Genomic DNA, 23590 nt, shown 5'->3' with positions numbered 1-23590 from the left:
TTCAATAGCTTGCCGGCAAAGAGCGGCAAGCCATCCCAAGAAGAAAGTGCAATCCCAATGAATTCCATGCACGTGGCGCGTTTCACGGCGGCCTACTGGTGTGTGCTCGTGGCTGCGCTGCTGCCCATGGTGTGCTCCTACCTGGCCAAGAGTGCCGGCAAGGGCAAGTCGCGCGGCAACGGCGGCTTTGACAACCATGATCCGCGCGGCTGGATGGCCCAGCAGACCGGCTGGCATGCGCGTGCCAATGCGGCGCAGACCAACAGCTTCGAAGCGCTGCCGTTCTTCATCGGCGCCGTCATCATCGCGCACCAGCTCGGCGCCGGCCAGACGCTGCTCGACCTGGCGGCCTTGCTGTGGGTGTTTTTGCGCATTTTCTACATCATGATGTATGTGGCGGACATGCCCACCGTGCGCAGCGCGCTGTGGACGGGTGCCTTCCTCGTCAACATCGGTATCCTGTTCCTGGGATACCGCTGATAGCAAGCTCTGCGTTTTTTGCGGCCATGGCCGGGGCTCTGCCGGCTGGCATTGGGGCCCTTTGCGGGCCTTGATTCACTGTCACCTACGTAGTAGTCCCCAGGGGTAGTCCCTGATGCCTGCGAGGCCATGCTGAGGCACGATTGTTGCAGTGCAACAATGGGCCTTTCCGCCTTTCTTTTCCCATGTCCAGTCCCATGCTCAGCCGACGCGCATTTGGCGCCGTATCCGCCTTCTCGGCGGCTGCGGTGTTTGCGCCTGCCGTGCTGTCGCAGCAGGCGGCTGCTCCAGGCCTGGGGCGCGTCACCGTGGCCGTGGGCGGGCAGAGCGTGCTCTACCACCTGCCGCTGGCGCTGGCCGACCTGCTGGGGTATTTCGAAAGCGAAGGGCTGCAGGTCGTGGTGTCCGACTTTGCCGGCGGCGCCATGGCGCTGCAGGCGGTACTCAACGGCACCGCCGATGTGGGCTCTGGAGCCTATGAATACACCATCCGCCAGCAGGTGCGCGGCACCCATCTGCGCGCGATGGCGCTGCATGGCCGTGCACCGCAGATCGCCATGGGGGTGTCGCGCAAGGCGCTGCCGCGCTATGACGACATAGGCGACCTGGCGGGACGGCGCATCGGCGTCTCGGCCCTGGGCTCGTCCACGCACCTCATGGCCATCCACCTGCTGGCGCGTGCCGGTGTGCGTGAGCGCGACGTGAACTTCATCGGCGTGGGCTCGGGCGCGCCCGCCGTGGCGGCGTTGCGCACAGGCCAGGTGCATGCCCTGTGCCATGCCGATCCCATCATGACGCTGCTGGAGCAGAAGATGGACGTGCACATCGTCGGCGACATGCGCACCCTGAAGGGCGCGCACGAGCTGTTCGGCGGCAACATGCCGGCCGGCTGCCTGTATGCTCCCCAGGCATTCATCCAGAAGCAGGCCGCCCAGGTGCAGGCACTGACCAACGGCATCGTGCATGCGCTCAAATGGCTGCAGACGGCAGCGCCGGCCGACCTGATCAAGGTGGTTCCCCCCGGCTACCTGCTGGGCGACCGGGGCCTGTACTTGGCCGCGTTCAGCCGCGTGCGCGAGACCTTCTCGCCCAACGGGCTGATGCCGGACGACGGCCCCGCGACCGCGCTGCGCGTGCTGGGCCGCACCGGAGCCGAGGTGGCCGACGCCAAGGTGGACCTGGCGCGCACCTTCAGCAACGAGTGGGTGCGCAAGGCGCGGCAGAAGTACAACGTCTGAGACTGCCTGTTCACCACGCGCCGATTGCGCTTTCGGGACGGGAAGATGGCTTACATTGGCGGGCGCTCCGGATGCGTAACCTCCGGATACCAACCACCCAGCCTACCTGCAAGGACTGTCTCATCATGTCGTTCACCCTCAGCATCGGCCCGCTCGTCTCCCTGATCGCGGGCATCCTCATCCTCGTCATGCCCCGCCTGCTCAGCACCATCGTGGCGATCTACCTCATCGTCATGGGCGTGCTGGGACTCATGGGCATGCACTCCCTCAAGCTTTGAGGGGGTGAGTCGCTGAGAAAACCTCCCTGGCGTCGTTGCTCCGTCTTGCCGTACTTGCAGTACTGTCTGCGACGGAGCGCCTGGCCAGGAAGCTTTTTCAGCAACTCTTGAGGGCGGGGTCTGCCTTCTTGTTGTGTGGCACACCCCTGGGACTTAACGCTTCTTGATTTTCGAGGGCGTACCGCCGCGCTTGGCGGGGGCCGATGGCGGTGCCTTGGCGCCGCTTTGCTTGTTGCCGCGGGCCTGCACCACGTTGCGTACATTGCTGGAGCGCACCTGGTTGGCAGCCGCAGTGGCGGCGCGCACCGGCAGGTAGACCACGATCTGCTGGCCCAGCTTGAAGGCGGCGCTGGACTTCACGTCGTTCCAGTCGGCCACGCTGCTGGCGCTCAGGTTGTAGCGCCTGGCCACGCTGGCCACGGTTTCGCCCTTGCGGGCGCGCACCGTGGTGCGGCGGGTGACGATCTCGGGTGCGAAGGCCAACTGGCCGTTGTCGGCCAGGTGCGACGACACATCCTCGCGCGTGGTCACCGAGCGCGGCACCATCAGCGCCGAGCCGGCCTTGATCAGCATGCGCGGCGGAATGTTGTTCATCGCGCGCAGATCGCTTTCGCTCATGCCCGTGCGCTGGGCCGCGTCGGCCACGGTCATGGTGGTGGGCACGGACCACACGGTCCAGCTCGCGTACTGGCCCTCGCGGCGCGCTTCCATGTTGCGCTGGAAGACCTTGGCGTTGTCCCAGGGCAGCAGAATCTGCGGCGTGCCGGCCGCCAGGATCACCGGGCGCTTGTACGAGGGGTTCAGTGCGCGGAAATCCTCTTCGCGGATGCCCGAGAGGCTGGCCACCAGCGCCACGTCGATGTCGTGGGTGATGTCCACCGTCTGGAAGTAGGGGTGGTTCTCGATCAGCGGCAGCTCGGTCTTGAAGGCATCGGGGTTGGCCACGATGTTCTTCACCGCCTGCAGCTTGGGCACGTACAGCCGGGTTTCGGCCGGCATGTTCAGGTCGGTGTAGCTGGTGCCCAGGCCGGCCTTCTGGTTCTTTGCGATGGCGCGGCCCACGCTGCCTTCGCCCCAGTTGTAGGCGGCCAGGGCCAGGTGCCAGTCGCCGAACATGCCGTAGAGCTTTTGCAGGTAGTCGAGCGCCGCGCGGGTCGATGCCAGCACGTCGCGCCGGTCATCGCGGAAGGCGTTCTGCTTGAGGTCGAATTAACTGCCGGTGGCTGGCATGAACTGCCACATGCCCGCCGCCTTGGCGCTCGACACGGCCTGCGGGTTGAACGCGCTCTCGATGTAGGGCAGCAGCGCCAGCTCGGTCGGCATGCCGCGGCGCTCGAGCTCCTCGACGATGTGGAACAGGTACTTGCTCGAGCGCTCCGTCATGCGCTGGATGTAGTCAGGCCGCGTGGCATACCACTGCTCGCGGTCCTGCACCAGCTCGTGCTGCAGGTCGGGCATGGCAAAGCCGCGGCGGATGCGGTCCCACAGGTCGGCCGGTGCCGACAGCGAGGCCACCCCGCCGTTGTTGAAGGCGTTCACCGCCATGATGGGCTGCAGCGGCCCATTGGGGATGAGCGGCGTGTGCGCGGGGCGTGCCGGAGACTTGTTGTTGGTGGGGGTCGCGGGGCCGTCGGACGCGCTGCCCGCCACGGTGGTGTCGGTTCCGGTGGTGGCGCAGCCAGTCAGCCAGAGCATGCCGGCCAGGCACGCGATGTGCACAATTTTCATCGAAACTCGTTCTTCCATTGGCGCAGGGCCGCCAGTACGGCCACTGCGTCGTGTTGATCTGCCTGCTGGTCGAACCGCTGTGCCGCTGCGCGCACCTCGGACTCGCGCACGCGCAGGAAGGGGTTCACCGCGCGCTCCTGCGCAACGGTCGATGGCAGCGTGGGTACGTTGCGTGCCCGCTGTTCCTCACACCAGCCGAGGTAGTGGACCAGATCCTGGTTGCCAGGTTCCACGGCGCGCGCGAATTTCAGGTTCGAGAGTGTGTATTCGTGCGCACAACACACCCGCGTGTTGCCGGGCAGGGCAGCCAGCTGGTCCAGCGAGTCGAGCATCTGCGCGGGCGTGCCCTCGAACAGCCGCCCGCAGCCCCCCGAGAACAGCGTATCGCCGCAGAACAGCACTGGCGTGCCGTCCCCCAGGTCGGCGCAGTAAAAGGCGATGTGCCCCGCCGTGTGGCCGGGCACGTCCAGCACCGTGCAGTGCAGGCCGGCCACGTCCACGCCATCGCCGGCCGACAGGCGCACCAGGGGCTCGGGGATCTTTTCGCGCGCAGGGCCGTACACCGTGGCGCCCGTGGCCTCGCGCAGCACGTCCACCCCGCCCACATGGTCGTTGTGGTGGTGCGTGACTAGAATGGCCTGCAATCGCAGTCCCAGGTCGTTCAATGCCTTCTGAACCGGTGCGGGATCTCCCGGGTCGACCAAAATGGCCTGGCGTGCGTCGTGCAGCATCCAGATGTAGTTGTCGGCAAAGGCGGGCAGCGGTAGCAGGTTCATGAGCGATCAAATTATAGGTTTGCACCATTGGTTCGATTCCCCGCCCGGCCGTTACCTGCTGGCCTGGGAGCAGGCACGGCTCGACGAGGCCGTGGCTGACATGTTCGGCTACCACGCCGTGCAGCTGGGCATGCCCCTGCTGGACGGCCTGCGCACCAACCGCATGCCCAACCAGTGGCTGGTGCTGGGGCAGGAGGCCGCGAGCGGCGACGCCATGCCACCGGATGCCGGCCTGCGCGAGGACGGAACGCCGCGCCAGGCCATCGCCCTGCTGGCCGAACCCGTGGCCCTGCCGTTTGCCGAAGCCAGCCTGGACCTGGTGGTGCTGCCCCATACGCTGGAGCTGAGCATAGACCCCCACACCGCGCTGCGCGAGGTGGAACGTGTGCTGGTGCCCGAGGGGCGCGTGGTCATCAGCGGCCTCAACCCCCTGAGCCTGTGGGGCCTGCGCCAGCGCCGGGCAAGGCTGTACCAGCGTTTCGGCCGCGGCAGCCTCTACCTGCCCGACGTGGGCGAATTCATCGGCTACCGCCGCCTGCGCGACTGGCTGCGGCTGCTCAGCTTCGAGGTCGAATCGGCCCGGTTCGGCTGCTACTGCCCCGCCGTGCGCAGCAGCCAGTGGATCGAGCGCCTGGGCTGGATCGACCCGCTGGGCGAGCGCTGGTGGCCCATTTTCGGCGCGAGCTATTTCGTCGTGGCCGTCAAGCGCGTGCACGGCATGCGCCTGCTGGGCCCGGCATGGCGCACCGCCAAGCAGCGCACTGCGGCTACCGTGCCCGTTGCCCACCGTACGCCGTCCCCGCCAGGCACGGCCCATCGCCGGTGAACAGGCCCTAGACTCCTGGGTAGTGAAAAACAGGAAGCGATCTTGAACGAAGTAGTGATTTACACCGACGGTGCCTGCAAAGGCAACCCGGGCCCGGGCGGCTGGGGCGTGCTGCTGCGCGCCGGCACGGCCGAGAAGGAAATGTTCGGCGGCGAGCTGGGCACCACCAACAACCGCATGGAGTTGCTGGCCGTGATCGAGGCACTGGCGGCCCTGAAGCGCCCCTGCGCCGTCACCCTGTACCTGGACAGCGAGTACGTGCGCAAGGGCATCACCGAGTGGATCCACGGCTGGAAGGCGCGCGGCTGGCGCACCGCCACCAAGGCCCCGGTGAAGAACGTGGAGCTGTGGCAGCGCCTGGACGCCCTGGTGGCCAACGGCGGCCACCGCATTGACTGGCGCTGGGTCAAGGGCCACTCGGGCGACCCGGGCAACGAGAAGGCCGATCAGTTGGCCAACAAGGGTGTGGACAAGGCACTCGGCCGGATCTGAGTTCGAGCTTCAGGCCAGCGGCCTTTCCAGCCCAATCCCGTGCAGCCTGAGCTTGGCATACAGCGTGGGCTTGGCAATGCCCAGGGCCTGCGCCGCACGCGTCACGTTGAAGCGGTGCGACTTGAGGGCCTGCACGATGGCTTCGCGCTCTGCCTCGCGCAGGCTGCGCACCCCGGTAGGGGCTGACTCCATGGCGGCCGGCATGCCAGACACCGCAGGCACCAGGCCCAGCATGCTCGCATCCAGCGTGCCCCCTTCGCTCAGGTTCACCAGCCGCTCCATCGCGTTCTCCAGCTCGCGCACATTGCCAGGCCAGGGGTGCTGCAGCAGCGCGGCCAGTACGGCGGCGGGCAGCGCGTGCACGGGCTTGCCCAGCGCCGCCGCATAGCGGGCAAGGAAATGCGTGGCCAGCAGGGCCACGTCGGCCGGGCGCTCGCGCAGCGGCGGCAGGGTCAGCGCGATCACGTGGCAGCGGTAGTACAGGTCTTCGCGGAACTCCTTGCGCGCCACCATGGCATGCAGGTCGCGGTTGCTGGCGGTGATGACCCGCGCATCCACGCGCACGGCGCGCGTGCTGCCCAGGCGCACCACCTCGCGCTCCTGCAGCACGCGCAGGAGCTTGGCCTGCACATCCAGCGGCAGCTCCGACACCTCGTCCAGAAAGATCGTGCCGCCGCTCGCTGCCTCGAACTTGCCCGGCCGTCCTTCGCGGTGCGCGCCCGTGAAGGCGCCCGGCGCATGGCCGAACAGCTCGCTCTCGATCAAATCGCGCGGCAGCGCCGCGCAGTTCACAGCGATGAAGGGGCCGTCGCGCCGCGGGCTGGCGTTGTGGATGGCCTGGGCCAGCACCTCCTTGCCCGTGCCGCTCTCGCCGCACAGCAGCACATTGGCCTGGCCCGCCGCCGCCTTGCGTGCCGCGGCAATGGTGGCCCGCAGCGCGGGGCTCTGGCCGATCATGGTGTCTAAGGTGTGCCGCGCCTGGCTGCCCGCCAGCCGGCCGGCCAGCCGGTGCACGCCGCTGATCTCGCGGAAGGGGTTCACCACCGAGAGCACGCGCCCGTCTGCCGCCTTCACGGGCACTGCCGTGTCCAGCACATGCAGCTGAAAGCGCGGGGTGGCAATGATGCGCTCGCGGTCGGTATAGCCCTCGCCCGTCAAGAAGACTTGCTCCACCATGGTGTCGAAGTCCAGCAGCGACCCCAGCGTGCGCCCCTGCGCCAGGTGCCGCGGCAGCCGCAGCTGGCGCGCCGCCTCGGCATTGAGGTGGCGCACCACGCCGCCGGGCTCCAGCACCATCAGCCCATAGGGCACATGGTTCACCAGGGTCTGCAGTTCCTCGATGAGCTGGCCCTGGCGCTCCAGCAAGTCGCCTGGGCTGTCGACGGGGGCGGGTAAGGCGGTGGGAGGCTTCCTGGTAGGCATGTGTTGCAATATACAACGTTCAATTATTGAACGTTTGTAGCAAATCAATTCGCTGTGTGGCGCGGTGTTGGCGTGTCCGCATGGGAGAGGGGCGCACAGCGCCGATGGCATGGTCCTTGCCCTTTGGCATGGCAATTCCTATCCTGCATCCGCCATGGCCCACGCCCCTTCCTTTGCCCCTTCCCTCGGCGCCGAACTGCGCCGCGCCGCCGCCGAGGTGCCGCACCAGCCCTTCATCCGCATGGCTGCGGGCGAGTGGTCCTACCGCCAGATCGACGAGGCCAGCGACCGCCTGGCCGCGGGCCTGCACGCCCAGGGCGTGCGCGCGGGCCACCACGTCAGCCTGGTGCTGCCCAACTGCATCGAGATGGCCGTGCTGTGGTTTGCCCTGGCCAAGCTGGGCGCGGTGGCTGCTCCCGTCAACACCTCGTTCCGCGGCGCGGCGCTGGCTGCCGCCGTCAACCTGGTGGAAAGCCGGCTGGCCGTGGTGCATGCCACCCTGCATGCCCAGTGGGCCGAGGTGCAGCCCGAGTTGGCCACGGCCACCCAGGCTTTCGTGGTGAGCGGGGGCTCCGCACTGCCCGGCGGTTGCCAGCCCTATAGCGTGCTGTGCAGCATGGCGCCCACCGCGCAGGCCCTGCCGCGCCCCGAGGTCGCGCCCGATGCCCTGTGCCTGCTGCTCTACACCTCGGGCACCACTGGCCGCTCCAAGGCCGCCATGATCGCGCACCGCTTCGTGCTGTCCCAGGCGCAGCTGTTCATCGCGGGGCTGGAACTGCGGCCCGACGACGTGCTGTACTGCCCCTACCCGATGTTCCACCTCGACGCCACGGTGATGACCATCGTGCCCGCGTTGCTGCTGCGCGGCGTGGCCGCCATCGGCGAGCGCTTCAGCGTCTCGCGCTACTGGGACGAGGTGCGCGCCCTGCAGGCCACCGTGTTCGACTTCATGGGCGCCACGGTCACCATGCTGTGGAAGCAGCCACCCACCCCGCGCGACCGCGACCACCGTGCTCGCCTGGGCTGGGGCGTTCCCCTGCCATCCTTCGCCCCGCAGTTCGAGGAGCGCTTTGGCTGCCGCCTGGTGGAGCTGTATGGCTCCACCGAGGCCGGAGGCGTGATGTACACGCCCCTGCACGAGCCGCGCCGCATGGGCTCGTGCGGCAAGGTGGACCCTGCTTTCCGTGCAAGGCTGGCAGACCCGCAGGGCTTTGAAGTGCCCGTGGGCCAACCGGGCGAACTGCTCCTGCGCCCCGAGCAGCCCGGCCTGCTCATGCAGGGCTACTACGGCATGCCCGAAGCCACGCTTGCCGCCTTCAAGGACCTGTGGTTCCACACCGGCGACCTGCTGCGCCAGGATGCCGATGGTTACATGTACTTCGTCGGCCGCACCAAGGACATGGTGCGCCGCCGCGGCGAGAACATCTCGGCCGCCGAGGTCGAGATGGGCATCGAGACCCACCCCGACGTGCTCGAAAGCGCCGTCTTCGGCGTGCCCAGCGACATGACCGAGGAAGAGGTCATGGCCTGCGTGGTACTGCGCCCTGGTGCCAACCTCAACTCCGAAGCCCTCGCGCAGCACTGCAGCGAACGCATGGCCCGCTTCATGGTGCCGCGCTACCTGCGCCTGCTGCCCGCGCTGCCCAAGACCCCCACCGACAAGGTCGAGAAATTTCGCCTGCAGGCCGAAGGCATTGCGCCGGGCACGTGGGACCGCGAGGCTGAGACGCCGCGTTCCACCCACTGATCATTCATCCATCCAACGAGCGAAGAAAGCGAGACACCTTCCATGACCTTTGCCACCCACACCATCGAAAGCGCTGTCAGCATCGTCACCCTGCAGCGCCCCGAGCGCCTCAACGCCATCAGCGGCACCCTGCTGGTGGACCTGCATGCGGCCCTGCAGGCCGCACAGAACGAGCCCGCCACGCGGGCCATCGTCTTCACCGGAGCGGGCCGTGCCTTCTGCGCGGGCGACGACCTCAAGGAGTTCGGCGAACAGTCCGAAAGCCCCGCCGCCATCGCCGAGCACTGCGAGCGCATCCAGCAGATCACGCGCGACATCATGTTCGGCCCCAAGCTCGTCATCGGCGCCGTGCACGGCTATGCCGTGGGCGGCGGCTTCGAATGGGTGCTCAACTGCGACATGGTGGTGGCTGCAGACACCCTGGTCTGCTTCTTCCCCGAAATGGCGCTGGGCCACTTCGTCACCGGCGGCGTCACCCACCTGCTGCCCCAGATCCTGGGCCACCAGCGCACCATGGAACTCATCGTGCTGGGCGAGCGCCAGAGCGCCGCCGACCTCAAGGCCCTGGGCCTGGTCAACCGCGTGGTGCCCGCCGACCAGATGCTGCCCACCGCCCTGGCCCTGGCCGCCGAGGTGGCCACCCGTTCGGCCGGGGCCACCGCCCGCCTCAAGCGCGTGCTGACTTCGGGCCTGGGGCCACGCATCGAAGAGGCGCTCGCGGCGGAGAGCAAGGCGGCGAATGCGTGCTTTGCGGACCCGGATACGGCGCAGCGGATCGCGGTGTTTGCAAAGGGGCGGCTGTGATGCTGCGCCAGCCCGGTTGAACTGCGTTGTCAGTCCAGCATCGGCACCAGATCCGGATCCCCCTTGGCCATTGCACGCCGGTACGCCGGCCGCGCGCCGATGCGCTGCAGGTAGGCGCGGATGTTCGGGTACGGCGCCAGGTCCAGAGGCTGGAACAGCCGCATCGTGGTGAGCGAGAACACGCTCATCACATCGGCGGCCGTGAACTCCTGGCCCGCCAGGTAGGGCACATCGCCCAGTCGGGCCTCCAACAGTGCCAGCACCCGGTCCAGCCGCAGTTGCGCGTTCTGCTGCACCGGGTGGTCCGCCGGCAACTGGGCGCGGTTGACCACCATCATGCGGCCCATCACGGGCATCAGGTTGCCGTTGGAGAAATGGAACCAGTACAGGTACTGCGCATAGTCGGCATGCTCCGGCCCCAGCTTGAGGCGGCCACCGCCGTGCTTGACGATGATGTATTCAACGATGGCGGCCGACTCGGCCAGCAGCAGGTCGCCGTCTTCGATGAGCGGCGCGGCGCCCAGCGGGTGCAGGGCCTTGAGTTCGGGCGGCGAGAGGCGCGTGACGGCATCGCGCGCGTAGTGCACCAGGTCGTAGGGCAGGCCCAACTCTTCGCAGAGCCAGACGATGCGCTCGGATTGGGAGTGGCCGAGGTGGTGGATTTTGAGCATGGGTGTTGTCGGTGTGGTTGAAGGGTCAAAGAATCAGGCGGCGCCACGTTCATGGCCGCGCACGGCCGTGGGGGCAAAGCCGAAGCGCTGGCGAAAGCGCACCGCAAAGCGCGAGGGCGATTCATAGCCTACCGACAGCGCGATGGACGACACCGGCTGCGCGGTGGCCTGCAGCAGCGTGAGCGCGGTGGCCATGCGTGCGTCCACCAGCAGCTGGGTGAGCGATGCGCCTTCGGCCACCAGGCGGCGGCGCAAGGTGGCTTCGGACACGGCCAGCTCGCTGGCGATGCGGCCGGCGGTCCATTCGGTGTCGAGCCGGCCCGTGATGAGGGCGCGCACTTTGGCGGACACATCGGCATGCGCTTGCGGCGCGCGCAGAGCCACGCCGTGCTGCTCCAGAAGCCAGTGCAATACCTCCAGCACGCGCAGGCGCGAGATGGGTGCGGGCAGGGCTTCCTCCGGTGCCAGCGATTGCGCGGCGCGCCCGAACGCGCTCGCCAGTGCCGGTGCCACCTGGGGAACCAGGCGCACCGATGCGCCCGTGGTGCCTGAGCGTTCGGCCTGCGCGGCGCGGGCCCGGTAGTAGGGGTCTTCGAGCAGCGCGGTGTCGAACACCAGCCAGCGGGCTTCGTAATGGTCCACGCCGCGGGGCACGGCGTTGGTGAAGTCCACCGTCTGCTGGCCGTCGATCACGATGGCCTGCCCGGGCTCGGCGCGGGCTGATGAGCCGCGCTCGGCGCGCACGGTCTTGGTGCCCTGGTCGACCAGGATCAGCGCTGGCTGGTCCATGCGCATGCGCAGGATTTCCAGCCCGCGGCCCTGCAGCACATGGGCCGCCATGCCCACACCGGGCAGTGCGTGGATGCTGCGGGCCAGGGCGGCTCCGTCGGCCGGGGCGTGGCGTGCGTTGCGTATGGGAGGGTGGGCCATGCCGCGTTCTTCAGCGTGCGCCCATGGCGGTGAAGGTGGCCTTGCCCACCGTATGGGCTCCGGCGATGAAGGACAACAGCGCCGGCGTGGCCGTCGGCGACAGGTCCAGCCGCGCCACATCGAGCGCGGTCACGGTGACCACGTAGCGGTGCGTCTCGCCGGGCGGGGGCAGGGGCCCTACATAGCCGGGCACGCCCATGTCGGTGTTGATCTCCACCGCTCCCGACGGCAGAGCGCTGGTGCCTGCCACGCCCGCGCCACGCGGCAGCGCGCAGGCACTGCCGGGGATGTTGGCCACGGCCCAGTGCCACCAGCCCGAGCCGGTGGGTGCATCGGGGTCATACATGGTGACGATGAAGCTCTGCGCACTGGCCGGCGCACCCTGCCATTCAATCTGCGGCGACAGGTTGTCGCCCGGGCCGCCCATGGCGCTGGCGAACTGCGCGCGCGCCACGCGGCCATCGGCCATGTCGGGGCTGTGCACGGTGAAGGAGGGTTGGGTGCTGAAAGGCATGTCGGTTCCTGATGATGGGTGTGAGGAAAGTCTAGGTTCCGAGGTGCTTTCGAAGGGTGCCGCGCCAATCGCATTCTGTGCCAATCCGATCAAGCCGGTGTCCTACAGACCGTGGGTTGCAGGCGCGCCCTGGGCGCGACACACTGGGCGCTTTTCCACACCGGAGACCCGCATGCCCGCCGCCAAGAACACCGTCTGCATCTGGTACGACAGCGAGGCCGAGGCCGCTGCCAACTTCTACGCCCAGACCTTTCCCGACAGCCAAGTGACGGCCGTGCACCAGGCCCCGTCGGACTACCCCGGCGGCGGCAAGAAGGGCAAGGTGCTCACAGTAGAGTTCACCGTGGCGGGCATCCCCTGCATCGGCCTGAACGGCGGCCCGCAGTTCAAGCACAGCGAGGCCTTCTCGTTCCAGATCGCCACCGACGACCAGGCCGAAACCGACCGCCTGTGGAATGCCATCGTCGGCAACGGCGGTCAGGAGAGCCAGTGCGGCTGGTGCAAGGACCGCTGGGGCATCAACTGGCAGATCACGCCGCGTGTGCTGACCGATGCCATGGCCCAGGGCGGGGAAGTGGCCGCGCGGGCATTCCAGGCCATGATGCCGATGAAGAAGATCGACGTGGCGGCGATAGAAAAGGCGGTTCGCGGCTGATCCTGCGTGCACGGCTTGCCCGTAATCGCACCGGAAAATTTTTTATCTGGTGCGGTTGACGGGCAGCAAAACCGCACGCCATAATCCGCCCCGCAGCCGCTCGCCGGCCTGCCGTAAGCGTTACCGTCATCCAACGCGTCCTTTGTCGAGAGGAGCCCAGTAAGGGCGTGTCTCGGCGTTAAAGAGGCGCGCTTTATGACGTCACGTATCCCCATTTCTTCTTCCTCTCCCTCCGAGTCTTCTTCTTCCGTTGCACCCGTGCGCCTGCTCGGGGCGGCACCCGTGTCTTCGTCCGTGTTCGCGGGGCTTGCGCCAGTGGTGCTGGCGGTGTTCCTGGGCTTTCTGTCCATCAGCATTCCACTCGGCGCCCTGGCGCTGGAGGTGGGCCACCACCTGGGCTTTGGCGCAGCCACAGTCGGCTGGGCCATCGGCCTGCAGTCGCTGGCCACCCTGCTCACGCGCCACCAGGCCGGCACCTTGTGCGACCAGCGCGGGCCGCGCTTTGCCGTGCTGCTGGGCCTGCCGCTCACGGCCTGTGCAGGCCTGGCCTATGTGCTGGCCAGCGTGCTGCCCATGGCCCCTGCAGCCAGCCTGGCCGTGCTGATCCTGGGCCGTACGGTTGCAGGCCTGGGTGAAAGCCTGTTCCTCACCGGCCTCATGAGCTGGGGCATCGCCCGCGTGGGGCCGGCGCGCACGGGTGCCGTCATGTCCTGGGTGGGCATTGCCATCTATGCCGCACTGGGCCTGGGCGCACCGCTGGGGCTGGCGGTGCAGCCGGCCTTTGGCTTTGCCGGTGTGGGTGTGCTCGCATGCCTCACGCCGCTGGTGGCCTGGGCCATTGCACTGCGGTTGCCGGCGGTGCCGGCCTCGGGCGGCCAGCAGCGCGTGCCGTTCCACCGCGTGCTGGGCCTCATCTGGCGGCCGGGCTTGGTGCTGGCGCTGGCCACCGTGCCCTATGCGGCCATGGCGGCTTTCCTCACGCTGGACTATGCGGTCCATGGCTGGCCGCATGCAGGCACGGCGCTGCTGGGCTTCAGCGCGGCCTATATCCTGGTGCGCCTGGTCGGCTCGGGCCTGCCGGACCGCTTTGGCGCCACCGCTGTCGCCATGGGCTCGCTGGCCTTCGAAGCCGTGGGCCAGTTGCTGATCTGGCAGGCCGGCAGCCCCGCCATGGCTGTGCTCGGCGCCACCCTCACCGGGCTGGGCTTCTCGCTCGTGTTCCCGGCCATGGGGGTGCTTGCCACGCGCTCGGTACCGCCCGATCTGCGCGGCCGCGCCGTGGGCAATTTCATTGCGTTTGCCGACATTGCGCTGGGTGTGACCGGGCCGGTGGTGGGTGTGGCCACGCAGTGGTTCGGCATCACCATGGCATTCCTGGTGGGGGCAGCGGCTACCTGCGTGGCGCTGGCCTTGCTGGCTACCGTGCGGCTGGGGCGCAGGGCGTAGACCCGTGCACCCTCCGGTTACTCCGCATCCACCGAGGTGGAGCGCCGCTCGATCATGCGGAACCCCAGGTCCACGATGGGCTGCTCCACCGTTTCGCCATTGCAGCGCGCCAGGATGAGCTGGGCCGCCAGGCGGCCGATCTCGGGCCCGTCCACATGCACCGTGGTGATGGAGGGCACCATGTGCGCGCCGAACTCGGCGTTGCCAAAGCCCACCACGGCCAGGTCCTCGGGCACGCGCAGGCCGCGTGCCTGGGCCTCCACCAGCACGCCGTGGGCCAGGGTGTCGGAGCTGCAGCACACGGCCTCCAGGCCCGGCTCCTTGTCCAGCAGCTCGGCCAGGGCGCGCCGGCCCAGGGCCAGGCTGCTGGGTGCGGGCACCACGGCGGTGGGCACGTCGTTGCGGCCCAGCGTGGCCAGAAAGCCTTCGCGGCGCAGCATGGCGCGGTGGTCGCTGCCGGTGGCAACGCCCACCTTCTTCCAACCGCGCGAGAGAAAATAGCCGCCCACCGCACCACCCACCTTGAGGTGCGAAAAGCCGATCACCATGTCCACCGGCCGGTCGCTCAGGTCCCAGGTTTCCACCACCGGGATGCCCGAGCGCGCCAGGCGCTCGCGCGCCTTCTGTGACTGCACCAGGCCGGTCATCACGATGCCGTCGGGCTGGCGGCTGATCATGGTGTTGAGCACGGCCTCCTCGCGCTCGGCGTCGTAGTTGGTCTGGCCCACGATGACCTGGTAGCCGCCTGCGGCCAGCGCCGAAGTCAGGCTTTGCACGGTGGGCAGGAACTGCGACACTGACAGCGCCGGCACGATGGCCGCGACCATGCGGCTGCGCTTGGACTTGAGGCCGCCCGCAAGCAGGTTGGGGATGTAGCCCGTGGCGTCCACGGCTTCGCGCACCTTGGCGATGGTCTTGTCCGACACCACACCCGGGTTGCTCAGCGCGCGCGACGCGGTGATGAGCGACACACCCGCGACCTTGGCCACATCGTGCAGGGTGACGGGCTTGAAAGGGGAGGGGGTGTTCATGGGCAGGTACGGCGACGCAAGGGCAGGGCGGGGCGCAATCGGAAGAGAAGCCCGTACCCTACCAAAAATCCAGGCCGGGTCAGGCCTGGCGCGCCTGCGCGTGGCCTGCGCTACGGCGGCCCCCCAAACCCTCTGCATGCCGGCTTGACTGGCAAAAATGACAACGATATCATTTGGCCCCGAACGGTAGCAAAGGTTTTTCGGAAAGGTTTCGCCTTCTGAAGGATGAGCGGGTCGATAGACCTGGATCATTTGCCAAAAATGACAACGTTACCATTTTGAGGCGGGAAGCTGCCTCATCCTCCAGGCATGGCGCCGGATAGGCGGGCCAGTACCGGGGGCTGTTTTTACCAACAAGGAGACAACGCATGAAAAAGACACTCACCGCCCTGTGCCTCGGCCTGGCCGCACTGGCATCGCAGGCCCAGGCCTGGCCCGACAAGGCCGTCACCCTGGTCGTGCCGTTCCCGCCCGGCGGCTCCACCGACCAGGTGGCCCGCGCCGTGGCACCGCTGCTCACCAACAAGCTCAAGCAGTCCTTCCTGGTGGAGAACAAGGCGGGGGCTACGGGCACCATCGGCGCCACCTTCGTCAAGCGTGCGCCGGCCGATGGCGCCACCTTCCTGGTCACCTCGCTGGGCCCGCTGGTCATCACGCCGCACCTGCTCAAGGGAATGCAGTACGACGCGCTCAAGGACTTCGACCTGATCACCGTGGCCGTGCAGTCGCCCAATGTGCTCGTCGTGCCCACCAACTCGCCGCTCAAGTCGGTGGCCGATGTGGTCGCCCACCTCAAGGCCAATCCCGGCAAGATGACCTTTGCCTCGGCCGGCAACGGCTCCAGCGACCACCTGACGGCCGAGCTGTTCTGGCAGCAGACCGGCACCACCGCCATCCACGTGCCCTACAAGGGCGGCGCGCCCGCGCACACCGACATCATGGGCGGGCAGGTGGATGCCTCGTTCCAGAACGTCAACTCGGTGGTGCAGTACATCAAGGGCGGCAAGATGCGCGCCCTGGCCGTCACCAGCGCCGCACGCTCGCCCGTGCTGCCCGATGTGCCCACCCTGACCGAGGCCGGCGTGAAGAACGTGGAGGTCACCTCCTGGCAGGCCATCGTCGCGCCCAAGGGCCTGCCGCCCGCCGTGCGCGAGAAGGCCCATGCCGCCTTTGCCGAAGCGCTCAACGACCCCAAGGTCAAGGACCAGTTCGTCGGCATCGGCTTCGAGATGGTGGTCAACACGCCAGCCCAGTTCGCTGATTTCCAGAAGAAGGAATACGCGCGCTGGAAGACGGTGATCGAGACCGGCAAGATTTCTATTGATTGATGTCACCGGCCCCGAGGCGCAGCCTTGGGGCTTTTTGTTTTCCCTGATCTTCCCCAGCCCCTGCCCATGACAGCCTCCACCCTCTCCGCCGCTGGCGATTCCATCGCCTGGGTCCGCATCTCCTCGTGCTACCTGCCGCTGGCCAACCCGATCAGCGATGCCAAGGTGCTCACCGGCCGCCAGAAGCCGATGACCGAGATCGCGATGCTGTTCGCCGAGATCGAGACCAAGGACGGCCACAAGGGCCTAGGGCTGAGCTATTCCAAGCGCGCGGGCGGACCCGGGCAGTTCGCCCACGCCAAGGAGATCGCGCCCGCACTGATCGGCGAAGACCCGAGCGACATCTCGCGCCTGTGGACCAAGCTGTGCTGGGCCGGCGCCTCGGTGGGGCGCAGCGGCATGTCCACCCAGGCCATCGGCGCCTTCGATGTGGCGCTGTACGACCTCAAGGCGCGCCGCGCGGGGCTGTCGCTCTCCAAGCTGCTGGGCTCGCAGCGCGACTCGGTGCAGTGCTACAACACCTCGGGCGGCTTTTTGCACACGCCCATCGAGCAACTGGTGGTGAACGCGGGCGCCTCCATCGAGCGCGGCATCGGCGGCATCAAGCTCAAGGTGGGCCAGCCCGACCGGGCGCTGGACATCCAGCGCGTGGAGACCGTGCGCAAGCACCTGGGCGAGCAGGTGCCGCTGATGGTGGACGCCAACCAGCAATGGGACCGCCCCACGGCCCAGCGCATGTGCCGCATCTTTGAAGAATTCAACCTGGTGTGGATCGAGGAGCCGCTCGACGCCTACGACTTCGAGGGCCACGCCGCCCTGGCCGCGACCTTCGACACGCCCATCGCCACCGGCGAAATGCTGACCAGCGCCGCCGAGCACGGCGAGCTGATCCGCCACCGCGCGGCCGACTACCTGATGCCCGATGCGCCGCGCGTGGGCGGCATCACGCCCTTCCTCAAGATCGCCGGGCAGGCCGAGCAGGCCGGACTGAGCCTGGGCCCCCACTTCGCTATGGAACTGCATGTGCACCTGGCCGCCGTGTATGCCACCGAGCCCTGGGTGGAGCATTTCGACTGGCTGGAGCCGCTGTTCAACGAGCGGCTGGAGATCCAGAACGGCCGCATGCTCGTGCCCACGCGCCCCGGCCTGGGCCTGAGCCTGAGCGAGCAGGCGCGCGCCTGGACGCGCGAGGTGGCCGAGGTCGGACAGCGCCCCTGAAGCGCCTGCGGTAGATTGAGAAAAACAGCACAGAGAACTCCCCATGACCGATAGCACCGCATCCACCGCGACCCCGGCGCGGCCGCCCCTGCACATCAAGATGGACGAGCGCGACAACGTCGCCATCGTCGCCACCGACGGTGGGCTGCCCGCGGGCACGGTGTTCCCCTCGGGCCTGACCCTGGTGGACAAGGTGCCCCAGGCGCACAAGGTGGCGCTGGTGGACATTCCCGAAGGCGGCGAGGTGCGCCGCTACAACGTGCCCATTGGCTATGCGCTCAAAGCCATCCCCGCGGGCAGCTGGGTGCACGAGCGCCTGCTGCGCATGCCCGAGGCGCGCGAACTCGAAGGCCTGCCCATCGCCACCGTCAAGCCCGAGCCGCAGCCGCCTCTGGAAGGCTATACCTTCGAGGGCTACCGCAATGCCGATGGCTCGGTGGGCACGCGCAACATCCTGGCCATCACGCAGACCGTGCAGTGCGTGGCGGGCGTCACGGACTTCGCCGTGCAGCGCATCAAGGCCGAGCTGCTGCCGCGCTTTCCCCACGTGGACGACGTGGTGGCGCTGGAGCACACCTACGGCTGCGGCGTGGCCATCGACGCGCCCGATGCGGTGATCCCCATCCGCACCTTGCGCAACATCTCGCTCAACCCCAACTTCGGCGGCGAGGTGATGGTGGTCAGCCTGGGCTGCGAGAAGCTGCAGCCCGAGCGCCTTCTGCCGCCCGGCAGCATTCCCCTGGTGGACGAGCGCAACGTGGCCGATACGGGCACCAGCGCCGACACGCCGCTCGACGTGGTGTGCCTGCAGGACGATGCGCACGTGGGCTTCATGTCCATGGTCGACTCCATCCTGCGCCAGGCCGAGCTGCACCTGGAGCGCCTGAACGCGCGCCGGCGCGAAACCGTGCCTGCCAGCGAACTCGTGGTGGGCGTGCAATGCGGCGGCAGCGACGCCTTCTCGGGCGTCACCGCCAACCCGGCCGTGGGCTACTGCACCGACCTGCTGGTGCGCGCCGGCGCCACCGTGATGTTCTCGGAAGTGACCGAGGTGCGCGACGGCATCGACCAGCTCACCTCGCGCGCCTCCACCCCCGAGGTGGCCGAGGCCATGATCCGCGAGATGGCCTGGTACGACGCCTACCTGCAGCGCGGCCGGGTGGACCGCAGCGCCAACACCACGCCCGGCAACAAGAAGGGCGGCCTGTCCAACATCGTGGAAAAGGCCATGGGCTCCATCGTCAAGTCTGGCAGCTCGCCGATTTCGGGCGTCATCGCGCCGGGCGAAAAGCTCAAGCAAAAGGGCCTGATCTACGCCGCCACGCCCGCCAGCGACTTCATCTGCGGCACGCTGCAGCTGGCCGCGGGCATGAACCTGCACGTCTTCACCACCGGCCGCGGCACGCCCTACGGCCTGGCCGAGGTGCCCGTCATCAAGGTGGCCACGCGCGACGACCTGGCACGCCGCTGGCACGACCTGATGGACATCAATGCCGGAACCATCGCCACCGGCGAGAAGACCATTGCCGACGTGGGCTGGGCGAGGTTCCAGCGCATGCTCGACGTGGCCAGCGGCCGCAAGAAGACCTGGGCCGAGCAGTGGAAGCTGCACAACGCGCTGGTCCTCTTCAATCCAGCACCCGTCACCTGACACTGCGGCCGAAGCCGCATTCCAATTCCCTTCATTCAAAACCACAACAGGAGACAAGAGAGATGACGACAACCCAGAACCAGGCCCGCCGCCAGTTCCTGAAGACGGCGGCCGGCACCGGCGTGGCCGCGCTCAGCGGCCTGGCAGGCGCGCAGGCCTTCGACTTCAAGCCCAACCAGCGCTACCCCGACCCGTCGGTGTTCATCCTGGACCCGAGCTTCACCAAGTACCGCATCTACAGCAGCACGGTGGAGCAATTGGGCACGGGCATGCGCTGGGCCGAGGGGCCGGCCTACTTCCCCGAGGGCGGCTACCTGCTGCTCAGCGACATCCCGAACAACCGGTTGATGAAGTACGACGAGAAGACCGGTCAGTTCTCGGTGCACAAGACCAATGTCAACTACGCCAACGGCAATGTCTGCGACCGCCAGGGCCGGCTCATCACCTGCGAGCATTCGGTCACGCGCCGCGTCACCCGCACCGAAAAGGACGGGCGCATCACCGTGCTGGCCGACCGCTTCGAGGGCAAGCGCCTGAACGCGCCCAACGACATCGTCGTCAAGTCGGACGACAGCGTCTGGTTCACCGACCCCACCTTCGGCATCAACGGCGAATGGGAGGGCTCGCGCGCCATGCCCGAGCAGGCCACGACCAACGTCTACCGCATCGCGCCCGACGGCAAGCTCAGCGCCGTGATCACCGACCTGGTCAACCCCAACGGCATCGCCTTCTCGCCCGACGAGAAGAAGCTCTACGTGGTGGAGTGGAAGGGCACGCCCAACCGCAGCATCTGGGCCTACGATGTGTCGGCCGACGGTGCCACGGTGTCCAACAAGACCAAGCTCATCGACGCCGCCGGCCCCGGTGCGTTCGACGGCTTCAAGGTGGACCGCGACGGCAACCTGTGGTGCGGCTGGGGCTACACGGGCGCCGTGGCGGCCGAGCCCACCGACATCGGCGGCGGCATGAAAGCGCACCTGCCCACGGGCAAGTCCGAGGAGATGGACGGCGTGAAGGTCTTCAACCGGGAGGGCAAGCCCATCGGCTTCATCCGCCTGCCCGAGCGCTGCGCCAACCTTGCCTTCGGCGGGCCCAAGCGCAACCGGCTGTACATGACCAGCAGCCACTCGCTGTATGCGCTGTACGTGGAGTCGCACGGAGCAGTGTAATGTTCCGCGTTCGCCAGCTTTTACCTATCCAACAGGAGTCATTGCGTGTCCTCTCTTCCCCCACAGAAAGTCGCTCTCGTCACCGGTGCCGGCAGCGGCATCGGCCGTGCCGTAGCCCTGCAGCTCGCCAAGGACGGTTTCCACGTCGTGGCCACCGGCCGCCGCACCGAACTGCTCGACGCCCTGGTGGCCGAGACCCAGGCGGCGGGCGGCAAGGCCCTGGCCGTGGTGTCCGACGTGCGCGACCCGGCCAGCGTCGATGCGCTGTTCCAGACCGTCGAGAAAGAGTGCGGCCGCCTGGACGTGCTTTTCAACAATGCCGGCATCGGCGCGCCCGCCGTGCCCATGGACGAACTGCCCGTGGAGAAGTGGCTCGATGTGGTGAACACCAACATCACCGGCGTGTTCCTGTGCGCGCGTGCGGCCTTCGGCCTCATGCGCCGCCAGTCGCCGCAGGGCGGGCGCATCATCAACAACGGTTCCATCTCGGCCCACACGCCGCGGCCCTTCAGCAGCCCCTACACGGCCAGCAAGCACGCCGTACTGGGCCTGACCAAGTGCCTGGCGCTAGACGGACGTCCGTTCAACATCGTGGGCTGCCAGATCGACATCGGCAATGCGCTGACCGACCTGGCTGCGCGCATGGGCAAAGGCGAGGGCGTGCGCCAGGCCAACGGCACCATGTCCACCGAGCCGCTGATGGACGTGAAGCATGTGGCGGAGGCGGTGAGCTACATGGCCGGCCTGCCATTGAGTGCGAATGTGCTCAACATGACCGTGATGGCATCCAACATGCCCTTCGCCGGACGCGGATAAAAAGCGCTATTCAGTAGCCGGTTTGGCCTTGGCCTTGCTCTGGGCCAGAGCGCGGCTTTCCTTCTTGAGCCCTGTGGACACGGGGCACACGCTCTGCATGAAGCCGGTAAGGGTGTGCGCCAGGTTGTCGCGCAGCAGGCTGTAGTAGACGAACTGGCCGCGCTTTTCCGACGTGACGAGGCCTGCGTTCTCCAGCACCTTGAGGTGCTGCGAGAGCGAGGGCTTGCTCATCTCGAAGCGCGCGGCGATCTCGCCCGCCGACAGCTCGGTCTCGGACAGGTAGGCCAGGATCTTGCGCCGGGGGGTGGACGCAAGCGCTTCGAAGATTTTTTCCATTCGGCCATTCTAGCGGTTGGCCAGAAAATTTACTTAATTGCGTATTTAAGTACAACACTAAGTAATGATGCGCCGTCCGGCAGTCATGCGACCGCCTGCAGTGCCTGCTGCACATCGGCCGCCAGCTGGGGCCGCACCAGGCGGTCCACTTCCTTGCCATCCTTGAGGAAGACCAGGGTGGGCCAGAGCTTCACGCCGAATGTACGCCCCAGGCGCTGGCCCGGCCCATCCTCGACCTTGACGTGGGCCACATCGGCGCGGTCTTTCAAGGCCCCCTCGATCAGCGGCTGGGCGCGCTGGCAGTGGCCGCACCAGGGCGTGCCGAACTCGACCACGGTGGCCCCGGCCAATTGGTCCACTTCATCGCGCGACGGGGGTTGTACAAGGTGTTTGGCAGCGTAGGGCACGGCGTATTCTCTTCCTGTCTTTTCCAGATGGGGATGATTCAGCGTAGGCAATGGCCCAAGGGTAGGGCAGAGGTGATCACCGCATGGGCGTGTCAGTTATTGATGACACCGCGACTTTCCCCGATGTCTGCATTACGGGCACGCTGGAAGCCAGCGCCACCGTGGAACTGGCTTCGCCAGGCCACGGGTGGCGTCTCCCCCTCAGGGCCTGAGTGCCGCAGCTCCAAGCCTGCCTGCGCAGGCTTGGATGGCAACGAAGAGCAGCCGCCTCCGGCGGCAGCGCGGAGGCTCAAGGCGACTCAGGGGGAGTCACATGCTTCCTTCGAACACCATGACATCGACCACTTCGCCCGCGGCCACGGGGCCGCGATCACGTTCCAGCACGATGAGGCCATTGGCCCGCACCATGGAACTGAGCACGCCCGAGCCCTGGTTGCCGGTGCTGCGCACCTGCAGGCTGCCGTCGGGCGCGGTGGCGACGATGCCGCGCTGGTACTCGGTGCGGCCAGGCCGCTTGCGCAGCGCTTCGGTGGTGGTGGCGCGCAGCAGCGGGGGCTGGGCGCGGGTGTGGCCCATCATGCGCAGCAGCGCCGGGCGCACGAAGGCCAGGAAGGCCACCATCACCGCCACCGGATTGCCGGGCAGGCCGAACAGCAGGGCACCCGGGCCTGCATCGACTCCCGGCGGGCGGATGCGGCCTACGGCCAACGGCCGCCCGGGCTGGACGGCCACGCGCCAGAAGGCCACGTCGCCCAGCTTGTGCAGCATGCTGCGCGTGTGGTCGGCGTCGCCCGCGCTCACGCCGCCGCTGGTGATGATGGCATCGGCCTGCTGCGCCGCGCTGCGCAGCGTGGCGGCAATGCGGGCCGGGTCGTCCGGTACGGCGCCCAGGTCGATCACCTGCACCCCCAGTCGCGTGAGCAGGCCGAAGAGGGTGTAGCGGTTGCTGTCGTACACCGCGCCGGGGCGCGGTGCTTCGCCCAGGCTCAGGATCTCGTCGCCGGTGGAAAACACCGCCACGCGCAGGCGCCGGTATACGGTGGCGCGTGCCAGCCCCAGGCTGGCCAGCAAGCCCAGGGCCGCGGGGGTGAGGGGCTCGCCCCGTGCCAGCGCCGTGCCGCCCCGAGGCAGGTCCTCGCCCGCGCGGCGGCGGTTGCCGCCCGGGCGCACGGCATCGGCGGCCACCGTGATGTGGCCTGGTTCGGCGGCAGGTGTGGTGAGCTCGTGCGGCACCACCGTGTCCAGCCCCGGCGGCATGGGGGCGCCGGTCATGATGCGCACGCACTCGTCTGCCGCCACCGTGCCTGCAAAGGTGTGGCCGGCCATCACCGTGCCTGCCACGCGCAGGGTCAGTGGTTGGCCGGGCGCCAGTTGCGCGCCCGCGAAGGCATAGCCGTCCATGGCCGAGTTGTCGTGCGCGGGCACGTCGATGGGCGAGACCACGTCCTCGGCCAGCACGCGGCCCAGCGCGTCGAAGATGCCGGCTTCTTCCGCCTGCGCCACCGGATGCTCCACCAGTTGCGCCAAGACGGCGCCGACCTGCTCCACGCCCATGGCGTCGGGGTCGTAGCCGGGCAGTTCGGCGGCAATCTGGGCGATGGGTTTCATGGGCAGGCGGGGCGCAACG

Annotated in this window: 23 protein-coding genes and 1 pseudogene; 14 read left to right on the top strand and 10 right to left on the bottom strand. The window is 68.0% G+C overall.

All coding sequences use genetic code 11. The features are described from left to right. The first annotated feature begins 57 nt into the window (after nt 1-57). From ACK59X_RS32295 to ACK59X_RS32285, 3 genes are all read left to right on the top strand, one after another. A complete protein-coding gene (locus ACK59X_RS32295; protein ID WP_409963184.1) occupies nt 58-480 on the top strand; it encodes an MAPEG family protein in 423 nt (140 codons plus the stop codon). Between the two features lie 185 nt (nt 481-665). Then, nucleotides 666-1718, top strand: a complete 1053-nt coding sequence (locus ACK59X_RS32290) for an ABC transporter substrate-binding protein (RefSeq protein WP_409963182.1) — start codon at nt 666-668, stop codon at nt 1716-1718. A gap of 125 nt (nt 1719-1843) precedes the next feature. Continuing rightward, nucleotides 1844-1996: a DUF3096 domain-containing protein gene (locus ACK59X_RS32285; protein ID WP_145698004.1), complete on the top strand. Its 153-nt coding sequence runs from the start codon at nt 1844-1846 to the stop codon at nt 1994-1996. 153 nt (nt 1997-2149) lie between these two features. On the opposite strand, the pseudogene ACK59X_RS32280 reads toward ACK59X_RS32285, so the two are convergent. After that, nucleotides 2150-3724 (bottom strand): annotated as a pseudogene (locus ACK59X_RS32280) (transglycosylase SLT domain-containing protein). Next, nucleotides 3721-4500: a hydroxyacylglutathione hydrolase gene (gene gloB / locus ACK59X_RS32275; protein ID WP_409963180.1), complete on the bottom strand. Its 780-nt coding sequence runs from the start codon at nt 4498-4500 to the stop codon at nt 3721-3723. Before gloB ends, ACK59X_RS32280 begins: the two are co-directional and overlap by 4 nt. Here gloB and ACK59X_RS32270 point away from each other — a divergent pair. Together ACK59X_RS32270 and rnhA are read left to right on the top strand one after the other, a co-directional pair. Then, nucleotides 4499-5326 carry a class I SAM-dependent methyltransferase gene (locus tag ACK59X_RS32270; RefSeq protein WP_409963178.1) on the top strand — a complete coding sequence of 276 codons (828 nt, stop codon included), beginning with the start codon at nt 4499-4501 and terminating at the stop codon, nt 5324-5326. The genes gloB and ACK59X_RS32270 overlap by 2 nt on opposite strands. Before the next feature lie 42 nt (nt 5327-5368). After that, nucleotides 5369-5818, top strand: a complete 450-nt coding sequence (rnhA, locus tag ACK59X_RS32265) for a ribonuclease HI (RefSeq protein WP_409963176.1) — start codon at nt 5369-5371, stop codon at nt 5816-5818. 9 nt (nt 5819-5827) lie between these two features. Here the strand turns inward: rnhA and ACK59X_RS32260 are convergent, their stop codons facing one another. Next, entirely contained in the window at nt 5828-7240 is a 1413-nt protein-coding gene (locus ACK59X_RS32260) for a sigma-54 interaction domain-containing protein (RefSeq protein WP_409963174.1), read from the bottom strand. A gap of 154 nt (nt 7241-7394) precedes the next feature. Here ACK59X_RS32260 and ACK59X_RS32255 point away from each other — a divergent pair, with 154 nt between their 5' ends. Both ACK59X_RS32255 and ACK59X_RS32250 read left to right on the top strand, forming a co-directional pair. Beyond that, nucleotides 7395-8987, top strand: a complete 1593-nt coding sequence (locus ACK59X_RS32255) for an AMP-binding protein (RefSeq protein ID WP_409963172.1) — start codon at nt 7395-7397, stop codon at nt 8985-8987. Between the two features lie 42 nt (nt 8988-9029). Continuing rightward, nucleotides 9030-9791, top strand: a complete 762-nt coding sequence (locus ACK59X_RS32250; RefSeq protein WP_409963170.1) for an enoyl-CoA hydratase/isomerase family protein — start codon at nt 9030-9032, stop codon at nt 9789-9791. A 29-nt stretch (nt 9792-9820) separates the two neighbouring features. On the opposite strand, the gene ACK59X_RS32245 is transcribed toward ACK59X_RS32250, so the two are convergent. Genes ACK59X_RS32245 through ACK59X_RS32235 form a run of 3 tightly spaced genes read right to left on the bottom strand, consistent with a single transcriptional unit; the run spans nt 9821 to nt 11906 of the window. Continuing rightward, the gene (locus ACK59X_RS32245) at nt 9821-10462 is read right to left on the bottom strand and encodes a glutathione S-transferase family protein (RefSeq protein ID WP_409963168.1); all 642 of its coding nucleotides are present in this window, start codon (nt 10460-10462) and stop codon (nt 9821-9823) included. Nucleotides 10463-10495: 33 nt separating this feature from the next. After that, the gene (locus tag ACK59X_RS32240) at nt 10496-11392 is read right to left on the bottom strand and encodes a helix-turn-helix transcriptional regulator (protein ID WP_409963166.1); all 897 of its coding nucleotides are present in this window, start codon (nt 11390-11392) and stop codon (nt 10496-10498) included. A gap of 10 nt (nt 11393-11402) precedes the next feature. Further along, the gene (locus ACK59X_RS32235; protein ID WP_409963164.1) at nt 11403-11906 is read right to left on the bottom strand and encodes a YbhB/YbcL family Raf kinase inhibitor-like protein; all 504 of its coding nucleotides are present in this window, start codon (nt 11904-11906) and stop codon (nt 11403-11405) included. A gap of 172 nt (nt 11907-12078) precedes the next feature. Here ACK59X_RS32235 and ACK59X_RS32230 point away from each other — a divergent pair, with 172 nt between their 5' ends. Both ACK59X_RS32230 and ACK59X_RS32225 read left to right on the top strand, forming a co-directional pair. Next, entirely contained in the window at nt 12079-12561 is a 483-nt protein-coding gene (locus ACK59X_RS32230; protein WP_409963162.1) for a VOC family protein, read from the top strand. Nucleotides 12562-12756: 195 nt separating this feature from the next. Further along, on the top strand, nt 12757-14007 hold the full coding sequence (locus tag ACK59X_RS32225) for an MFS transporter (protein ID WP_409963160.1): 1251 nt from the start codon (nt 12757-12759) through the stop codon (nt 14005-14007). 17 nt (nt 14008-14024) lie between these two features. On the opposite strand, the gene ACK59X_RS32220 is transcribed toward ACK59X_RS32225, so the two are convergent. Continuing rightward, nucleotides 14025-15038 (bottom strand): LacI family DNA-binding transcriptional regulator, encoded by a 1014-nt coding sequence (locus ACK59X_RS32220; RefSeq protein ID WP_409963158.1) that lies wholly within the window; start codon nt 15036-15038, stop codon nt 14025-14027. A 368-nt stretch (nt 15039-15406) separates the two neighbouring features. Here ACK59X_RS32220 and ACK59X_RS32215 point away from each other — a divergent pair, with 368 nt between their 5' ends. The 5 genes from ACK59X_RS32215 to ACK59X_RS32195 all read left to right on the top strand — a co-directional run bounded on the left by ACK59X_RS32215 (nt 15407) and on the right by ACK59X_RS32195 (nt 21220). Next, nucleotides 15407-16366 carry a Bug family tripartite tricarboxylate transporter substrate binding protein gene (locus tag ACK59X_RS32215; protein WP_409963157.1) on the top strand — a complete coding sequence of 320 codons (960 nt, stop codon included), beginning with the start codon at nt 15407-15409 and terminating at the stop codon, nt 16364-16366. Nucleotides 16367-16432: 66 nt separating this feature from the next. Continuing rightward, the gene (locus ACK59X_RS32210) at nt 16433-17584 is read left to right on the top strand and encodes an L-talarate/galactarate dehydratase (protein ID WP_409963155.1); all 1152 of its coding nucleotides are present in this window, start codon (nt 16433-16435) and stop codon (nt 17582-17584) included. 43 nt (nt 17585-17627) lie between these two features. Then, on the top strand, nt 17628-19235 hold the full coding sequence (gene garD / locus ACK59X_RS32205) for a galactarate dehydratase (protein WP_409963153.1): 1608 nt from the start codon (nt 17628-17630) through the stop codon (nt 19233-19235). A 62-nt stretch (nt 19236-19297) separates the two neighbouring features. After that, nucleotides 19298-20404: an SMP-30/gluconolactonase/LRE family protein gene (locus ACK59X_RS32200; RefSeq protein WP_409963151.1), complete on the top strand. Its 1107-nt coding sequence runs from the start codon at nt 19298-19300 to the stop codon at nt 20402-20404. A 45-nt stretch (nt 20405-20449) separates the two neighbouring features. Then, nucleotides 20450-21220, top strand: coding sequence for an SDR family oxidoreductase (locus ACK59X_RS32195; protein WP_409963149.1), 771 nt, complete (start codon nt 20450-20452; stop codon nt 21218-21220). Between the two features lie 6 nt (nt 21221-21226). Here the strand turns inward: ACK59X_RS32195 and ACK59X_RS32190 are convergent, their stop codons facing one another. From ACK59X_RS32190 to glp, 3 genes are all read right to left on the bottom strand, one after another. After that, entirely contained in the window at nt 21227-21556 is a 330-nt protein-coding gene (locus tag ACK59X_RS32190) for a metalloregulator ArsR/SmtB family transcription factor (RefSeq protein WP_409963147.1), read from the bottom strand. Nucleotides 21557-21639: 83 nt separating this feature from the next. After that, the gene (locus ACK59X_RS32185; protein ID WP_409963145.1) at nt 21640-21963 is read right to left on the bottom strand and encodes a thioredoxin family protein; all 324 of its coding nucleotides are present in this window, start codon (nt 21961-21963) and stop codon (nt 21640-21642) included. 309 nt (nt 21964-22272) lie between these two features. Beyond that, nucleotides 22273-23571, bottom strand: a complete 1299-nt coding sequence (glp, locus tag ACK59X_RS32180) for a gephyrin-like molybdotransferase Glp (RefSeq protein ID WP_409963143.1) — start codon at nt 23569-23571, stop codon at nt 22273-22275. Between the last annotated feature and the right edge of the window lie 19 nt (nt 23572-23590).

Origin of the sequence: Acidovorax sp. (assembly GCF_046339755.1) — a bacterium.
Taxonomy (GTDB): domain Bacteria; phylum Pseudomonadota; class Gammaproteobacteria; order Burkholderiales; family Burkholderiaceae_C; genus Acidovorax.
The sequence above is the reverse complement of the archived record's forward strand: the minus strand, read 5'-3'. Positions and strand labels throughout refer to the sequence as shown.

Coding starts and splice junctions, on each gene's coding strand:
- ACK59X_RS32295 (WP_409963184.1), top strand. CDS start 58: ATGAATTCCATGCACGTGGCGCGTTTCACGGCGGCCTACTGGTGTGTG.
- ACK59X_RS32290 (WP_409963182.1), top strand. CDS start 666: ATGTCCAGTCCCATGCTCAGCCGACGCGCATTTGGCGCCGTATCCGCC.
- ACK59X_RS32285 (WP_145698004.1), top strand. CDS start 1,844: ATGTCGTTCACCCTCAGCATCGGCCCGCTCGTCTCCCTGATCGCGGGC.
- ACK59X_RS32270 (WP_409963178.1), top strand. CDS start 4,499: ATGAGCGATCAAATTATAGGTTTGCACCATTGGTTCGATTCCCCGCCC.
- gloB (WP_409963180.1), bottom strand. CDS start 4,500: ATGAACCTGCTACCGCTGCCCGCCTTTGCCGACAACTACATCTGGATG.
- ACK59X_RS32260 (WP_409963174.1), bottom strand. CDS start 7,240: ATGCCTACCAGGAAGCCTCCCACCGCCTTACCCGCCCCCGTCGACAGC.
- ACK59X_RS32255 (WP_409963172.1), top strand. CDS start 7,395: ATGGCCCACGCCCCTTCCTTTGCCCCTTCCCTCGGCGCCGAACTGCGC.
- ACK59X_RS32250 (WP_409963170.1), top strand. CDS start 9,030: ATGACCTTTGCCACCCACACCATCGAAAGCGCTGTCAGCATCGTCACC.
- ACK59X_RS32245 (WP_409963168.1), bottom strand. CDS start 10,462: ATGCTCAAAATCCACCACCTCGGCCACTCCCAATCCGAGCGCATCGTC.
- ACK59X_RS32240 (WP_409963166.1), bottom strand. CDS start 11,392: ATGGCCCACCCTCCCATACGCAACGCACGCCACGCCCCGGCCGACGGA.
- ACK59X_RS32235 (WP_409963164.1), bottom strand. CDS start 11,906: ATGCCTTTCAGCACCCAACCCTCCTTCACCGTGCACAGCCCCGACATG.
- ACK59X_RS32230 (WP_409963162.1), top strand. CDS start 12,079: ATGCCCGCCGCCAAGAACACCGTCTGCATCTGGTACGACAGCGAGGCC.
- ACK59X_RS32225 (WP_409963160.1), top strand. CDS start 12,757: ATGACGTCACGTATCCCCATTTCTTCTTCCTCTCCCTCCGAGTCTTCT.
- ACK59X_RS32220 (WP_409963158.1), bottom strand. CDS start 15,038: ATGAACACCCCCTCCCCTTTCAAGCCCGTCACCCTGCACGATGTGGCC.
- ACK59X_RS32215 (WP_409963157.1), top strand. CDS start 15,407: ATGAAAAAGACACTCACCGCCCTGTGCCTCGGCCTGGCCGCACTGGCA.
- ACK59X_RS32210 (WP_409963155.1), top strand. CDS start 16,433: ATGACAGCCTCCACCCTCTCCGCCGCTGGCGATTCCATCGCCTGGGTC.
- garD (WP_409963153.1), top strand. CDS start 17,628: ATGACCGATAGCACCGCATCCACCGCGACCCCGGCGCGGCCGCCCCTG.
- ACK59X_RS32200 (WP_409963151.1), top strand. CDS start 19,298: ATGACGACAACCCAGAACCAGGCCCGCCGCCAGTTCCTGAAGACGGCG.
- ACK59X_RS32190 (WP_409963147.1), bottom strand. CDS start 21,556: ATGGAAAAAATCTTCGAAGCGCTTGCGTCCACCCCCCGGCGCAAGATC.
- glp (WP_409963143.1), bottom strand. CDS start 23,571: ATGAAACCCATCGCCCAGATTGCCGCCGAACTGCCCGGCTACGACCCC.